Origin of the sequence: Streptomyces sp. NPDC097640 (assembly GCF_040302705.1) — a bacterium.
Classification (GTDB): domain Bacteria; phylum Actinomycetota; class Actinomycetes; order Streptomycetales; family Streptomycetaceae; genus Streptomyces.
This window is the reverse complement of record NZ_JBEOSB010000008.1, coordinates 65,236-80,578: the sequence shown is the minus strand read 5'-3', so window position 1 is coordinate 80,578 and position 15,343 is coordinate 65,236. Positions and strand designations below refer to the sequence as shown.

The window sequence follows — 15,343 nt, the reverse complement described above, 5'->3', positions numbered from 1 at the left end:
GCGTGGATTCTTTTGCATCAAAAGTAAGTGCCCTCAACCTGAGGACGCCGCAGACGAGGGAGTCTCCGATGACCGTCGCCTCCAGCAGCCCTCCTTCGCGTCTGCCGTTGCGCGGCGCCGAGGGAGTCACACCGAAAGTCGAAGTCCGCAAGGCCCGGGAGCGCGGAGACGGAGCCCTCGCGGCCCTGTTCATCGCCCCCGCCCTGCTGGGCTTTCTGGTCTTCCTGCTCTGGCCGACGCTGCGGGGCATCTATCTGAGCTTCACCCGCTTCAACCTGCTCACCCCGGCCGAGTGGGTCGGCCTGGACAACTACGTGCGGATGGTCCACGACCCGATCTTCTGGGACTCGCTCAAGGTCACCGTCGAGTACGTGGTCATCAACATCGGCGTCCAGACGGTGTCGGCGCTGGTGATCGCGGTGCTGCTCCAGCGGCTGACGCAGTCGGCGCTGCTGCGCGGGATCGTGCTGGCCCCGTACCTCATGTCGAACGTGGTCGCGGGCATCGTCTGGCTGTGGATGCTCGACAACCAGCTCGGCATCGGCAACGAGATCCTCCAGAGCCTCGGCTTCGACCGCATCCCGTTCCTGGCCGACGAGACCTGGGCGATCCCCACCATCGCCCTGATCAACGTCTGGCGGCACGTCGGCTACACCGCGCTCCTGCTCTTCGCCGGCCTCCAGGCGATCCCGAGCGACATGTACGAGGCAGCCAGGGTCGACGGCGCGAGCGAATGGCGGATGTTCTGGCGGATCACCATGCCGCTGCTGCGGCCGGTCCTCGCGGTCGTCCTGATCATGACGGTGATCGGTTCGTTCCAGGTGTTCGACACGGTTGCCGTGACCACCGCGGGCGGTCCGGCGAACGCGACCAACGTCCTCCAGTACTACATCTACGGCTCCGCCTTCGGCCGCTTCCAGTTCGGCTACGCCTCGGCGATGTCCGTCGCCCTGCTGGTCGTCCTCAGCGCGATCACCTTCATCCAGTACCGGGTCACCCGGGCCGGCCAATCCGACCTCGGCTGACGGAAGGAGAGATCCGACATGGCTGCCGTGGCAACGACCACCACCGTACGGCGCGTCCGGCGCAGGCCCTCTCTCGGGCGGGCCCTGGCCTGGACGGTGATGGCCGCGATCGTGCTCATCACCCTGCTGCCCTTCTACTGGATCCTGCGCACCGCGCTGTCCGCCAACAGCGCGCTCGTCGCCCACCCCGGCGACCCACTGCCCGTGGACCTCACCGGCGGCGGCTTCGCACGCGCCCTGGGCCTCCAGTCCACGCAGGAGGCGATCGCCCAGGGCGGCTCGGGCGGCGGGCTGGCGTTCTGGCGCTATCTGCTGAACTCGGTGATCGTCTCGACGCTGATCACCGTCTGCCAGATCTTCTTCTCGTCCATGGCCGCGTACGCCTTCGCACGCCTGCGCTGGCGGGGCCGGGACAAGGTGTTCGGCCTCTTCCTGGCCGGGCTGATGGTGCCCGCGATCTTCACCCTGCTGCCGAACTTCGTGCTCATCAAGCAACTCGGGCTGGTGGACACGCTGCTCGGGATCGCACTGCCGACCATGTTCATGACCCCGTTCGCGGTGTTCTTCCTGCGGCAGTTCTTCATGAACGTGCCCCGCGAGGTCGAGGAGGCCGCGCTGCTCGACGGCGCCGGCAAGGTCCGCGTCTTCTTCCGGGTGCTGCTGCCCATGGCGTCCACCCCGATCCTCACCCTGGCCGTGCTGACGTACATCACCTCCTGGAACGACTACTTCTGGCCGTTGATGGTGTCCTACAGCGACAGCTCCCGGGTGCTCACCGTGGCACTGGCCATTTTCCGCGCGCAGACGCCACAGACCGGCACCGACTGGTCCGGTCTGATGGCGGCGACGCTCATCGCCGCGCTCCCGATGCTGGTGCTCTTCGGCCTGTTCGCGCGCCGCATCGTCAGCTCCATCAGCTTCACCGGGATCAAGTAAGGGGACCGTGATGCGAATTCGTAAGGTGGTGGCGCTGGCCGGGGCGCTGACGCTGTCCCTGCTGACAGGCTGTGCGAAGGGCGACTCGGCCGGGTCGTCCGGGAACACGGTGACGTACTGGCTGTGGGACTCCAACCAGCTGCCCGCCTACCAGGCCTGTGCCAAGGGCTTCGAGAAGCAGAACCCGGGCCTCCGTATCAAGATCACCCAGATGGGCTGGGGCGACTACTGGACCAAGCTCACCGCGAGCTTCATCGCGGGCACAGAGCCTGACGTGTTCACCGACCACATCCAGAAGTTCGGGCAGTTCGCCGACCTGAACGTGCTTCAGCCGCTGGACGGCCTCGGCATCGACGAGGCCGACTACCAGTCGGGGCTGGCGTCCAGCTGGGTCGGCCAGGACGGCCACCGCTACGGCTCCCCGAAGGACTGGGACACCGTCGCCCTGTTCTACAACCAGAAGATGGCCCAAGCGGCCGGGCTGACCGCCGAAGAGCTGAACAGCCTCTCCTGGAACCCGAAGGACGGCGGCACCTTCGAGAAGGCCATCGCCCACCTCACCATCGACAAGAACGGCAGGCGCGGCGACGAACCGGGCTTCGACAAGCGCCACGTCAAGGTGTACGGCCTGGCCACCGGAGGGGCGGGCGACGGCGACGGGCAGACCCAGTGGAGCAACTTCGCCGCCTCCGCCGGCTGGTCCTACACCGACAAGAAGCGGTGGGGCACGAAGTACCAGTACGACAGCAAGACCTTCCAGTCGGTCATCACGTGGTACTTCGGGCTGGCGAAGAAGGGCTATCTCGCCCCGTTCACCGCCTACAGCGAGGGCGCGAACCCCGCCAACGCCCAGGTGGCCTCGGGCAGGGCGGCGACCGCCTTCGACGGTGCCTGGATGATCTCCACGTACTACGGCTTCAAGGGCGTGAAGATCGGCACCGCCCTCACCCCCACCGGGCCCACCGGCAAGCGGGCGACGATGATGAACGGCCTCGCCGACTCGATCACCAAGAACGCCCGCAACAAGCGGGGCGCCGAGAAATGGGTGAAGTACCTGTCCTCGAACGAGTGCCAGCAGACGGTGGGCAGGTACGGCATCGTCTTCCCCGCCACTCCCGACGGCACGAACGCCGCGGTCGCCGCCTACAAGAAGAAGGGCATCGACGTCACCGCCTTCACCAGGGCGGTCGCCGACAAGAAGGACTCCACCACCTTCTCCTTCCCGATCACCGACTACGCGGCGGACGTGTACGCGCTGATCCGCCCCGCCATGCAGGACGTCTACGCCAACGACGCGCCCGTGAGCGGCCTCGACAAGACCAACGACCAGATCAACTTCATCCTCGGCCAGTGAGGCCCCCGTTGTTCCCCGACCACCGAAAGGGCAACCCCCACATGACTTTCTCGCTCGGCATCGTCGGCGCCGGCCAGTTCTCCGGCCAGTTCGCCACGCTGTTCCAGGCCCATCCCGGCGTCAGCGACATCTACGTCACCGATCTGCTGCCCGAGCGCGCGGAACAGCTCGCCGCCGCACAGGGGCTGACGGGCACCTTCCCCTCGTACGAGGCGATGCTGGAGTCGGAGGCGGTCGACGCGGTCGCCATCTTCACCCAGCGCTGGACGCACGGTCCGCTGGTGCTCCAGGGCCTGACCGCGGGCAAGCACGTCTACTCCGCCGTCCCCATGGCGATCAGCACCGAGGAGATAGCGGCGATCATCGAGGCCGTACGCGCCACCGGGCTGACGTACATGATGGGTGAGACCAGCCAGTACAACCCGGCGACCGTCCATGCCCGCGATCAGATCGCCGAGGGCGCCTTCGGCCGGCTCTTCTACGCGGAGGGCGACTACGTCCACGACATGGATCTCGGCTTCTACGAGGCCTACCAGTACAGCGGCGGCGAGAACTGGAAGGCGACCGCCAGCTATCCCCCGCTGCTCTACCCGACGCACTCCGTCGGCGGGGTGCTCGGCGCCTGGCAGACGCATGCGGTGAGCGTGTCCGCGATCGGGGTGAAGGACGACCGCGGGGACGGCGTGTTCGACCGGGAGATCAGCCAGTTCGGCAACGACTTCTCCAACGCCACCGCGCTGTTCGAGGTGGCGGGTGGCGGGTCGTTCCGTACGAACGAGTTCCGGCGGGTCGGCTATCCCTCGCACATCCGGGAATCACGATTCCGGTTCTTCGGTACGGAGGCCAGCATGGAGCAGCTCGCCACCGTCAGCTTCTGGCAGGACAGGGAGGGGGTGAAGGACATCACCGAGCTGCTGGAGCCCAAGCCCACGCTGGCGCCCGACGATCCGTCGCTCGAGCACATCGCCCCCGCCCTGCGGGCCGCCTTCACCTCGGGTTCCGCGCCGGTGCACGACCGGTCGCGGCTGCCGAGGGCGTTCGACCATCTGCACAACGGCCATGAGGGCAGCCATCACTTCCTGGTGGACGACTTCGTGACCGCGGTCAACACCCGCACGCTGCCGTCCGTGAACGCCTGGGTCGCGGCCCGCTACACCCTGCCGGGCATCGTCGCGCACCAGTCCGCGCTCCAGGGCGGCGTCAGGCTGGACATCCCGGACTTCGGGGACGCGCCCGAGGCGTAGTCGGTCCGCACGGCTCACGGCGTGGCGGCCGGGTGGCGGGTGAACACATGCGCGCGGCCCACCGCCGTGAAGCCACGGCGGGCGTACCAGTGGCGCGGCCAGTCGTCGGCGTCCGCGATCAGGAATCGGAGGGTGCAGCCCGCGGCGGCGGAGCGGTGGAGGGCGTCGGCCAGGAGGGTGTCCGCGTGGCCGCGGCGGGCGTGGGGGGCGGCGGTGACCAGGTCCTCGACCTGGGCGACGCCGTCCGCCGGGGCCAGGTAGAGGTCGGCCCAGGAGGCCAGGTCGCCGCCCGTGGCGTACACGCCGAGGAACTCGACCCGCTCGGCTCCGCGGAGCCGAGCGGCGCGCCGCTCCACGAGTTGGCGGATCGTCTCGTCGTCGGCGTCCGGCATCCAAAGGCGCTGTTGGCGGGCGAGCGCGGGCGCGAGGGCCGGCAGGTCCAGGGGCTCGGCGCGGGCCGGGGCCGGGGGCGGGGTGGGGCCCGTGTGAGTCATGACGAGCTCGGTGGCGTGCTCATAGCCGGCCCGGACGAGGTGAGGCTCGCAGGCGGCGCCCAGCGCGTCGTCGTGGACGGTGATGAGGCGGTGGGGCAGATCGGCCATGGCCGCCTCGGCGAGGGCGGAGACCTCGGCGGGGGAGCCGGGCCCGTCGAGGTGGAGCTGGTTGTGTTCGTACGAGCGGGCATAGCGCTCGTCCAGCACCAGGAAGCCTCCCGGCACCTCCCGCACCTCGGCGGCCTGGCGACGGGCGAAGGCGAGCCGGAAGGCGTGGCCCGATGGAGATCGCTCGATGGCATGGGGGGATCGTAGGTGTCCCGGCGCGGGGTCAGGAGGGCGGGTCGTCAGCGGCTGGGAGCGGGCAGGCGTTCCCCGGCGAAGTGGCAGGCCGAGGGGTGTGCGGCCGGGCCGCCCGAACGCTGGAGGGCCGCGGGCACCGCGAGGCGGGGCACCTCCACCGCGCAGCGGTCCTCGGCCTTCCAGCAGCGGGTGCGGAAGCGGCAGCCGGAGGGCGGGTCGGCCGGGGACGGGACGTCTCCGGCCAGGATGATCCGCTCCCGGCCGTCGTGCGAGGTCGGGTCGGGGACCGGGACCGCGGACAGCAGGGCCTGGGTGTACGGGTGGGTCGGGTGGTCGTAGATCTCGGTGTCGGTACCGGTCTCGGCGAAGCGGCCCAGATACATCACCGCGACCCGGTCGGAGATATGGCGGACGACGGACAGGTCGTGGGCGATGAAGAGATAGGAGAGGGCGAACTCCTCCTGGAGCCGCGCCAGCAGATTGACGACCTGTGCCTGCACCGACACATCGAGCGCGGAGACCGGCTCGTCGCAGATGATGATCTCCGGGTTGAGGGCCAGACCGCGCGCGATGCCGATGCGCTGGCGCTGACCGCCGGAGAACTGGTGCGGATACCGGTTGATGTACTCGGGGTTCAGACCCACGACATCGAGCAACTCCTGGACCTTGCGCCGACGGTCGCCCTTCGGAGCCACCTCCGGGTGAATCTCGAACGGCTCCCCGATGATGTCGCCCACCGTCATCCGCGGATTCAGCGAGGTGTACGGATCCTGGAACACCATCTGGATATTGCGCCGCACGGCCTTCAACGCCCGCCCCGACAGCCTGGCGACGTCCTCGCCCCGGTAGCGGATCTCCCCCGCGGTCGGCCGCTCCAGATTGACCAGCAGCCTGGCGAGGGTGGACTTGCCGCAGCCGGACTCGCCGACGACGCCGAGCGTCTCGCCGCGCCGCAGCTCGAAGGAGACGCCGTCGACGGCCTTGACCGCGCCGACCTGGCGCCTGAAGACGACGCCCTGGGTGAGCGGGTAGAGCTTGGCCAGGTCACGGACGCGCAGGAGCGGCTCGGCGGCGGGCTCAGGGGGCTGCGATGGTGTCGCGGGCATCGAGCTCGTCCTTCCAGAAGTGGCAGGCGCTGGCCCGGCCCACGGGACCGTCCCCGTACGTCACCTCGTACAGCGGCGGCCGTTCGGTGCGGCAGACGTCCTGGGCGCGGGGGCAGCGCGGGGTGAAGGGGCAGCCGGGCGGGAGGTCCGCCGGGCCGGGCGGCAGGCCCTTGATCGCGTACAGCTCGCGGCCCCCGCGGGCGTCCAGGCGCGGCACCGAGTCCAGCAGCCCGCGGGTGTACGGGTGGGCGGGGCGCCGGTAGAGGTCGCGTACGGGCGCGGTCTCGACGATCCGGCCCGCGTACATCACCGCGATCGTGTCGGCGGCATCGGCAACCACACCCAGGTCATGGGTGATCAGGATCAGACCCATGTCGTACTCGCGGCGCAACTCCGCGAGCAGCTCCATGACCTGGGCCTGGACGGTGACGTCCAGGGCGGTCGTGGGCTCGTCGGCGATGATCAGATCCGGCTCCAGCGCCAGCGCCATGGCGATCATGATGCGCTGGCGCATACCGCCGGAGAACTGGTGCGGATAGTCCCCCACCCGCTCCTTCGCCGCCGGGATCCGCACCCGGTCCATCAGCTCGACGGCCCTGGCGCGCGCGGCGCGGCGCGACAGGCCCTGGTGGACCTCGTACATCTCGGCGAGCTGGGCGCCCACCGACAGCACCGGGTTCAGCGCGGAGAGCGCGTCCTGGAAGATCATCGCCATCCGGGCGCCACGCACCCGGCGGCGCTCCTCCTCGCCCATCGCCAGCAGGTCCCGCCCCTGGAAGAAGATCTTCCCGCCGGTCACCAGGGCGGGCGGGGAGTCCAGGATGCCCATGATCGCCTGGGCAGTCACCGACTTGCCCGACCCCGACTCGCCCAGCACCGCCAGCGTCCGGCCCGCGTCCACGCCCAGCGTCACCCCGCCCACGGCCTCGGTGACACCATCCCGGGTGCGGAATGCGACCCGCAGGTCCCGTACGTCCAGCAGCCGCGGCACGGCGGGCGGTTCTTCGACGCCGCTCATCTCAGCGCAGCTTCGGGTCGAGCGCGTCGCGCACCGCGTCGCCGAGCATGATGAACGCCAGCACCGTGACGCTCAGCGCCCCGGCGGGCCACAGCAGCATGTGCGGGGCGTTGCGGATCTGGGTGGAGGCGGACGAGATGTCGATCCCCCAGGAGACGGTCGGCGGCTTGAGCCCCACGCCCAGGAAGGACAGGGTCGCCTCCAGCGCGATGTACGTGCCGAGCGCGATGGTGGCGACGACGATCACGGGCGCCACGGCGTTGGGCGCGATGTGCCGCAGCAGCGTCCGGGCGTCGCTCGCGCCGAGCGCCCGCGCCGCCTGGACGTAGTCCTGCCGGGTGGCGGTCAGGACGGTGCCCCGCGCGATCCGGGAGATCTGCGGCCACCCCAGCAGCACGATGAAGCCGACCACCGGCCACACCGACCCGCTGGTGACCACGGACAGGAAGACCAGGCCGCCCAGCAGGATCGGGATGCCGAAGAACACGTCGGCGATCCGCGACAGCAGGGCGTCCCACCAGCCGCCGTAGTACCCGGCCAGCCCGCCGAGCACGCTGCCGAGCAGGGCCGCGCCCGCGGTGGCGCAGATGCCGACGGTGATGGAGGCGCGGGCCCCGTAGACGGTGCGGGTGTAGACGTCGCGGCCCTGGAGGTCGTAGCCGAAGGGGTGGCCGGGCGCCGGGCCGTCCTGCGCCTTGGACAGGTCGCCGCGGTACGGATTGCCGTCCGTGATCAGCTGCGGCCAGATCGCGATCAGCACCAGGAAGACGATGACCAGGGCGGAGGCCACGAAGACCGGGTTGCGGCGCAGGTCCCGCCAGGCGTCGGACCACAGGCTGTGGGGCGCGGCGGCCCGCCCGCCGGGGCGGCCCCGGCCGCGTCGGCCCGCGGGCACCACGGGTGCGGGGGCGGGGGCGCCCGCCAGGGTCGCGGTGTCGGCCCCGGCCAGGGCCGGCGCGCCGCCGGGCGGGGCGATCGCTTGGGGGGTGTCGTAGGGCTCAGGCATACCGGATCCTCGGGTCGAGCACGGCGTAGAGCAGGTCGACAAGCAGGTTCGCCAGCAGGAAGACGATCACGAGGATGGTCACGAAGCCGACGACCGTCGGGGAGTTCTGGCGCAGGATGCCCTGGTAGAGCTGGTATCCCACGCCGTGGATGTTGAAGATCCGCTCGGTGACGATGGCGCCGCCCATGAGCGCGCCGATGTCCGTGCCGAGGAAGGTCACCACCGGGATCAGGGAGTTCCGCAGCAGATGGCGGACGACCACCCGGCGGTGCGGCAGCCCCTTGGCGACGGCGGTGCGCACATAGTCGGCGCGGGCGTTCTCGACGATGGAGGTGCGGGTGAGCCGCGTGGTGTACGCGAGCGAGACCAGGCCGAGGACGACACCGGGCAGCAGCAGCTGCTCCAGGGGCGCCTCCGGGGCGACGGAGGGCGTGGTCCAGCCCCACTTCACCCCGATCAGATACTGGAGCACCGAGCCGCTGACGAAGGTCGGGACGGAGACCACGACCAGGGTCAGCAGCAGGACGGAGCTGTCCAGGCCGCGCCCGCGGCCCAGCGCGGTCGCGACGCCGAGAGTGAGCCCGAGGGCCGTCTCGAAGACGACGGCCACGACGGTGAGCCGGAGGGTGATGGGGAAGGCATCGGCCATCAGCTCGGTGACGGGGCGGCCGTCGAAGGCGGTGCCGAAGTGGCCGGTGAAGACCTGCCCCATGTAGTGCGCGTACTGCCGCCACAGCGGCTCGTCGAGGTAGAGGTCCTTGCGGATGCGGGCGGCGGTGGCGGGGTCGGGGGCCTTGTCGCCGAAGAGCGCGGCGACGGGGTCGCCGAGCGCGTACACCATGAAGAAGATCAGGAAGGTGGTGCCCAGGAACACGGGGATCATCTGGAGCAGCCGCCGCAGCAGATGACGGCCCATGGCTCAGCCCACCTCGATCCGGTCGTAGACCGGGACGCTGAACTGGTTGAGGGCCACGTCGGAGAGCCGGGACGAGTAGCCCGCGCTGCCGTTCTGGTACCAGAGCGGGATGGCGGGCATCTGCGCGGCGAGGATCTTCTCGGCGTCCTGGAAGGTGGCGACGGCCCGGCCGTCCGCGGACTCGGCGTTGGCCCGGTCGACGAGTTCGTCGAAGCCGGTGTCGCTCCAGTGGCCGTCGTTGGAGGAGGCGTCGGTGTAGTACATCGGCTGGAGGAAGTTCTGGATCAGCGGGTAGTCCATCTGCCAGCCCGCCCGGAACGGGCCGGTCATCCGCTGGTTCGCCACCTTGTTGCGGTAGTCGGCGAAGGTGCCGACCGGCCGGCCGACGCAGGCCCGGTCGCTGCCCAGCACGGTGTTGACGCTGTTGCAGACGGCGTCGACCCAGTCCTTGTGGGAGCCGGTGTCGGCGTTGTACGTGATGGTCATCCGGCCGCCGGGCAGCCCGCCGCCCGCCTTGATCAGCGCCCTGGCCCGCGCCGGGTCGTAATCGCAGGCGCCGCCGCACAGGCCGGGCCGGTAGCCGCCCTGACGGCGCAGGACCGGGGAGGTCCAGTCGCTGGCCGGGGTCCGCGTCCCGTGGAAGATCCGGTCGGTGATCTGCGCGCGGTTGATCGCCATGGAGATGCCGCGCCGCAGCTTGGCCGAGCCGGGCCCGCGCCAGCGGCGGTCGTACATCGGGAAGGTGAGGGTCTGGATGATCCCGGCGGGCCGGCTGATGTAGCGGTCGCCGAGGTCGGAGCGGACGAACTTCAGCTGGGCGGCGGGCACATCGTCCACCAGGTCGAGATTGCCCGCCTGAAGATCGGTGTACGCGGTGTTGCTGTCGGTGTAGACGCGCAGCTCGACGCCCTTGTTGCGGGGCCTGTCCGGGCCCGGGTAGCCGTCCCGGGCGCGCAGCTTCATGACCGAGCCCTTGTCGTACGAGACCACCTCGTACGGGCCGTTGCCGACGGGCTTGCGCAGCCAGGCGGCGTGGTCGTCGAAGAAGGCGCGGGGCAGCGGGGCGTAGGCGTTGTAGCCGAGCGTCTTGGGCCAGCTGGAGAACTTCTGGGTGAGCTTGACCGTGAACGTCCGCGCGTCCTTGACGCGCAGGCCGGAGAGGGTCTTCGCGGTGGGGCGGCCGGTCGCCGGGTGGACCTTGTCGTAGCCCTGGACGTACTCGAAGAAGTACGCGTTGCGCTGCTTGTTGTCGAGCAGGGCGCCGTAGTTCCAGGCGTCCACGAAGGACTTGGCGGTGACCTTCTCGCCGTCGCCGAACGTCCAGCCGTCCTTGATGGTGACGGTGAAGTTCCGCTGGTCGCTCGTCAGGATCCGCTCGGCCATGGCGTTCTTCGCCTCGCCGGTGGCGGGGTCGTACCGCTTGAGCCCCCGGAAGACCATGTCCAGGACCTTGCCGCCCTGGACGTCATTGGTGTTGGCCGGCTCCAGCGGGTTGGGCGGGTCGCCCCAGGAGGACCGTACGACGCCCTTGGGGGCGTCGCCGCCGCCGCAGCCCGTCGCGGCGGCCAGGACGAGCGCCGCCAGCAGGGCGAGGCCGGGGGCGCGCGTGGCGATGCGCATGGGTGCCTCCCGTGAGCTGGCGGATCCGAGTTCCGGCTTAGGCCCATATGGCATCCCATGAGATGACTTTCCGCATCCGGATGGGGTCCGTCCGTGTTCACCGCTCAGGCCTGCGAGCACTCCCCGCCGACGCCATCGGGGTCCGTACGGCAGGTCCTGCGGTACTCGCTGGGGCTGACCCCGTGGATCCGCTTGAAGGCGGCGCTGAACCCGAACGCGTCCGCGTATCCGACCTGGCGCGCCACCGCGGCGACCGTCGCGGTGGACCCGGTCAGCAGATCGGCGGCCAGGGCCATCCGCCAGTCGGTCAGATAGGTCAGCGGCGGCTTGCCCACCAGCTTGGCGAACCGCCCGGCCAGCGTCGTACGCGACACCCCCGCCTCACCGGCCAGGGCCGCGAGCGTCCACTGCCGGTCCGGTGCGGCGTGCATGGCCCGCAGCACGGGGCCGATCGCCTCGTCGCCCAGCGCCCGGAACCAGCCCGGCGGCACGGCCTCCGGTTGCTCGGACCACTCGCGCAGCGCGCACACCAGCAGCCAGTCGAGCAGCCGGTCCAGCACCACCTGCTGCCCCGGCGGGCAGGCGGCGACCTGCGCGTCGAGGAAGTCGAGCAGCGACGCGCAGCCGTCGTTTCCGGGCATCACCAGCACCGGCGGCAGCACCCCGAGCAGCCGTCGTGACACCTCGGACCGCACCTGGTACGTCCCGACCAGCAGCACCGCACGGCCGGCAGGCCCGGCCGACGAGGGCCGGTCGGAGAGGACGTACGGCCCCGGCCCGCGCACGATCGCGGTGTCACCGACCCGCACCGGCCGTGGTTCCCCGCCTTCTCCGGGACGCTCGGGGGAGATCCAGCCCTCGCCCCGCAGCGGCACACACAGCGTCAGGGACGCCGCATCGGTGAACCGCAGGGCCCACGGCGGCGACAGCTCCGTCCGGCTGAAGCCGGCCCCGTCCGCGCGGACGCCCCGCAGCAGATCGTCGAACGGATCCATATGCCCCACGATAACCGTCTGGACGATCGCGTATGCCCCGTGTACGACCGGCCATCCCCAGCCCGCGCCCCGGCCGGTTGACTTGCTGACCATGACGACACACGCGAACGAGATCCTGGTCCTGGGCGGGACGGGCAAGACCGGCCGCCGCCTGGTGCACACGCTGCGGGCGGCGGGCGAGCACGTCCGGGCCGCCTCCCGCTCAGGCGAGGTGCGGTTCGACTGGTCCGACCAGGACACCTGGCCGACCGCCCTGGACGGGGCCTCGGCGGTCTATCTCATGGCTCCCGAGGACCCGGCCCTGGCCCAGGTCTTCGTCAAGCGGGCGACCGAGGCGGGCGTCGGACGCTTCGTGGCGCTGTCCGGCCGCGGGATCGAGCAGGTCTCCGCCGACGCCTTCCAGGGCATGGCCGCCGCGGAGCAGGCCGTACGCGACTCCGGCGCGCGGTGGACGATCCTCCGCCCGAACAACTTCAGCCAGAACTTCGACGAAGACGTGTGGCACGCCCCGCTGCGGGACGGCCGGCTGGCGCTGCCGATCGGCTCCATGCCGGAGCCTTTCATCGACACCCAGGACATCGCCGATGTGGCGGCGGCCGTGCTGACCACGGACGGCCATCACGGCCAGGTGTACGACCTCTCGGGGCCCCGGGCGCTCACCTTCGAGGCCGCCGTGGCGACGATCGCCGAGGCGGCGGGCCGTCCCATGCGCTTCGTGGAGCTCACGCCGGAGGAGTACCGGGCCGAGCTCCTGGCCGAGGGGTTCCCGGAGGAGGCCGTCAGGGATCTCGACGGGCTGTTCGCCGTCATGCGCGCCGGGCACTTCACCGAGCCCGGCGACGGGGTGCGGCGGGTCCTCGGACGCGAACCGATCGATTTCGGCGCCTACGCCGCGCAGGCCGCCGCGGCCGGGGCGTGGGCGTAGCCAAGGGGGCGCACGTGCGCTGACGCGCGCCGGGGCAGGCCCCTTGAGGACATCAACCGTCCTCAAGGGGCCCTACCGTGCGCCCCATGAACGACACCACGCACCCCATCCGTCCCTTCCGCATCGCCATCCCCCAGCCCGACCTCGACGACCTGCGCGAGCGCCTGGCCCGTACCCGCTGGCCGGATGAGCTCCCCAGCGTCGGGTGGTCCTACGGCGTGGCGCTGGGCTACGTGCAAGAGGTGGCCGAGTACTGGGCCGAGGAGTTCGACTGGCGGGCGCAGGAGGCGCGGCTCAATGCGTTTCCGCAGTTCACCACGGACATCGACGGCCAGCGGGTGCATTTCCTGCACATCCGCTCCCCCGAGCCGGCCGCCCTGCCGCTGCTGATCACCCACGGCTGGCCCGGCTCGGTCGCCGAGTTCACCGAGATCATCGGCCCCCTGACCGATCCCCGCGCCCACGGCGGCGACCCCGCCGACGCGTTCCACCTCGTCATCCCGTCCCTCCCCGGCTTCGGCTTCTCCGGCCCGACCCGCGAGCCCGGTTGGGGCATCCGCCGCATCGCCACCGCCTGGAGCGAGCTGATGCGGCGCCTGGGCTACGAGCGCTACGGGACGCAGGGCGGCGACTTCGGCTCGCTCATCTCCCCCGAGGTGGCGCGGGTGGCCCCGGCCGAGGTCATCGGCGTGCATGTCAACGCGCTGGTGACGATCCCCTCGGGCGACCCGGTCCAACTGGAGGGGCTCACCCCCGCGGAACAGTCCCGCCTGGCCGGTACCCGCCGCTGGCACCGCGACCTCTCCGGCTACGCCGCCATCCAGGGCACCCGCCCCCAGACCCTGGCCTACGGCCTCGCCGACTCCCCCTCCGGCCAACTCGCCTGGAACCTCGACTGGTTCGCCGCCCACGGCGACAAGCCGAACGCGCTCGACCGCGACGCCGTGCTGACCAACGTCTCGATCTACTGGTTCACCGACACGTCCGGCTCGGCCGCCCGGCTCTACAAGGAGGCGGCGTCGGTGTGGCGCACTCCCCCGGAGCGGTCCGGGATCCCCACCGGCGTGGCGGTGTTCCACGGCGACGGCGCCATCCGCCGCCTCACCGAGCCGTACCACACGATCACGCACTGGTCGGAGTTCGACGCGGGCGGCCACTTCGCGGCGATGGAGGTGCCGGAGCCGCTCGTCGGCGACGTACGGGCGTTCTTCCGCACGCTGCGCTGACTGCCGGTCCTTCTAGGCCAGGAGCCGGCCTGCGCCCCTATGCCGAGGACGCCGACGCCACGCACCGCAGGGCCGTCTCGGCCGCCGGGGTCAGCCGTGGCTGATGACGACCTTCCCGAAGCCGCCGCCGGCCTGGACGTACCGGAACGCGTCCGGCACCTCGTCGAACGGGAACACCCGGTCGATCACCGGACGCACCCGATGCGCCGCGACCGCCCGGTTCAGCTCGGTGAAATGGGCCCGGCTCCCCGTGGCGACCCGCCGCAGCACCGCGCCCGCGCCGAACAGGACCGCGGGGTCCAGGGGCTTGGCCCCCTCGACCCCGGACAGCCAGCGGCCGACGAGCGCCACCTCCCCGCTGACCGCGACCGACTTCAGCGACTGCTCCAGCGGGCCCGACGGATCGACGACCCGATCGGCGCCGAGGTCACCGGTCAGGGCGCGTACGTCCCGCCACCACTGCGGGCGCTCCCGGTAGTTGATCACCTCGTCGGCCCCGAGCGCCCTCAGCCGCTCGGCCTTGGCCGCGCCGGAGGTGGTCACGATCACCCGGGCGCCGGCCAGCTTCGCGAACCGCAAGGTGAACAGCGAGACGGCTCCCGAGCCGAGGGTCAGCACGGTCGAGCCGGGGCGCGGCGCGCCGCCGGTGGTCAGGGCGTTCCAGGCGGTCACCGCCGCCAGCGGCAGCGTCGCGGCCTCCTCGTACGACAGATGCTCCGGAATCGGCACGACGCCGTCCTCGCTCAGCACCGCGTACTCGGTCAGCGCGCCGTCGATCATGGTGCCGAGCTGTGCGGCGTTGTCGCGCCGGAACGGGCCGTCGAGCCAGCGGGGAAAGACGGCGGCGGCCACCCGGTCGCCCGCCTTCACCCGCCCCACGTCCTCGCCAACCGCCACGACCTCGCCCACCCCCTCGCAGCCGGGCACCACGCCGGGCGTGATCGGCAGCGGATAGTTGTCGGCCAGCACCATCAGATCGCGGAAACCGATCGAGTTCGCGCGCATCCTGACCACGACCTGTCCACGCCCCGGCTCGGGCTCGTCCCGGTCCCGGACGGTCAGCCCGGCGAGGCCATGGCCCGGAACAAGGTGGTAGCTCTTCATGAAACGGCCTTTCGCAGTCGCTCAGTGGTTGTGCCGAGCGATCCTGCGAGGCGGCCCGCGATGCGGCAATT

The 15,343-nt window shown here is 71.0% G+C and carries 14 protein-coding genes; 6 read left to right on the top strand and 8 right to left on the bottom strand.

The features are described from left to right. Positions 1 to 68 precede the first annotated feature (68 nt). The 4 genes from ABTY62_RS14215 to ABTY62_RS14200 are packed head-to-tail and all read left to right on the top strand — an operon-like array spanning position 69 to position 4,559. A complete protein-coding gene (locus ABTY62_RS14215) occupies positions 69 to 1,025 on the top strand; it encodes a carbohydrate ABC transporter permease (RefSeq protein WP_352129701.1) in 957 nt (318 codons plus the stop codon). A gap of 18 nt (positions 1,026 to 1,043) precedes the next feature. Next, positions 1,044 to 1,961 (top strand): carbohydrate ABC transporter permease, encoded by a 918-nt coding sequence (locus tag ABTY62_RS14210; RefSeq protein ID WP_352129700.1) that lies wholly within the window; start codon positions 1,044 to 1,046, stop codon positions 1,959 to 1,961. 10 nt (positions 1,962 to 1,971) lie between these two features. Further along, a complete protein-coding gene (locus tag ABTY62_RS14205) occupies positions 1,972 to 3,315 on the top strand; it encodes an ABC transporter substrate-binding protein (RefSeq protein ID WP_352129699.1) in 1,344 nt (447 codons plus the stop codon). A gap of 41 nt (positions 3,316 to 3,356) precedes the next feature. Then, positions 3,357 to 4,559 carry a Gfo/Idh/MocA family protein gene (locus ABTY62_RS14200; protein WP_352129698.1) on the top strand — a complete coding sequence of 401 codons (1,203 nt, stop codon included), beginning with the start codon at positions 3,357 to 3,359 and terminating at the stop codon, positions 4,557 to 4,559. Between the two features lie 14 nt (positions 4,560 to 4,573). On the opposite strand, the gene ABTY62_RS14195 is transcribed toward ABTY62_RS14200, so the two are convergent. The 7 genes from ABTY62_RS14195 to ABTY62_RS14165 form a co-directional block, all read right to left on the bottom strand. After that, on the bottom strand, positions 4,574 to 5,278 hold the full coding sequence (locus tag ABTY62_RS14195; protein ID WP_352129697.1) for a GNAT family N-acetyltransferase: 705 nt from the start codon (positions 5,276 to 5,278) through the stop codon (positions 4,574 to 4,576). Between the two features lie 122 nt (positions 5,279 to 5,400). Further along, entirely contained in the window at positions 5,401 to 6,462 is a 1,062-nt protein-coding gene (locus tag ABTY62_RS14190; protein ID WP_352129696.1) for an ABC transporter ATP-binding protein, read from the bottom strand. Next, the gene (locus ABTY62_RS14185) at positions 6,434 to 7,480 is read right to left on the bottom strand and encodes an ABC transporter ATP-binding protein (protein ID WP_352129695.1); all 1,047 of its coding nucleotides are present in this window, start codon (positions 7,478 to 7,480) and stop codon (positions 6,434 to 6,436) included. The genes ABTY62_RS14190 and ABTY62_RS14185 overlap by 29 nt, the downstream gene beginning before the upstream one ends. Position 7,481: 1 nt before the next feature. Continuing rightward, positions 7,482 to 8,486 carry an ABC transporter permease gene (locus ABTY62_RS14180; RefSeq protein ID WP_352129694.1) on the bottom strand — a complete coding sequence of 335 codons (1,005 nt, stop codon included), beginning with the start codon at positions 8,484 to 8,486 and terminating at the stop codon, positions 7,482 to 7,484. Then, positions 8,479 to 9,402 (bottom strand): ABC transporter permease, encoded by a 924-nt coding sequence (locus ABTY62_RS14175; RefSeq protein ID WP_352129693.1) that lies wholly within the window; start codon positions 9,400 to 9,402, stop codon positions 8,479 to 8,481. The genes ABTY62_RS14180 and ABTY62_RS14175 overlap by 8 nt, the downstream gene beginning before the upstream one ends. A gap of 3 nt (positions 9,403 to 9,405) precedes the next feature. Continuing rightward, entirely contained in the window at positions 9,406 to 11,022 is a 1,617-nt protein-coding gene (locus ABTY62_RS14170) for a peptide ABC transporter substrate-binding protein (protein ID WP_352129692.1), read from the bottom strand. 104 nt (positions 11,023 to 11,126) lie between these two features. Next, a complete protein-coding gene (locus ABTY62_RS14165) occupies positions 11,127 to 12,017 on the bottom strand; it encodes an AraC family transcriptional regulator (RefSeq protein ID WP_352129691.1) in 891 nt (296 codons plus the stop codon). 91 nt (positions 12,018 to 12,108) lie between these two features. Between ABTY62_RS14165 and ABTY62_RS14160 the strand changes: the two genes are divergently transcribed. Together ABTY62_RS14160 and ABTY62_RS14155 are read left to right on the top strand one after the other, a co-directional pair. Continuing rightward, on the top strand, positions 12,109 to 12,942 hold the full coding sequence (locus tag ABTY62_RS14160; protein ID WP_352129690.1) for an NAD(P)H-binding protein: 834 nt from the start codon (positions 12,109 to 12,111) through the stop codon (positions 12,940 to 12,942). A gap of 86 nt (positions 12,943 to 13,028) precedes the next feature. Next, entirely contained in the window at positions 13,029 to 14,168 is a 1,140-nt protein-coding gene (locus ABTY62_RS14155) for an epoxide hydrolase family protein (protein ID WP_352129689.1), read from the top strand. 90 nt (positions 14,169 to 14,258) lie between these two features. Here the strand turns inward: ABTY62_RS14155 and ABTY62_RS14150 are convergent, their stop codons facing one another. Then, complete coding sequence (locus ABTY62_RS14150; RefSeq protein ID WP_352129688.1) at positions 14,259 to 15,272, bottom strand: zinc-dependent alcohol dehydrogenase family protein; 1,014 nt, start codon at positions 15,270 to 15,272, stop codon at positions 14,259 to 14,261. Between the last annotated feature and the right edge of the window lie 71 nt (positions 15,273 to 15,343).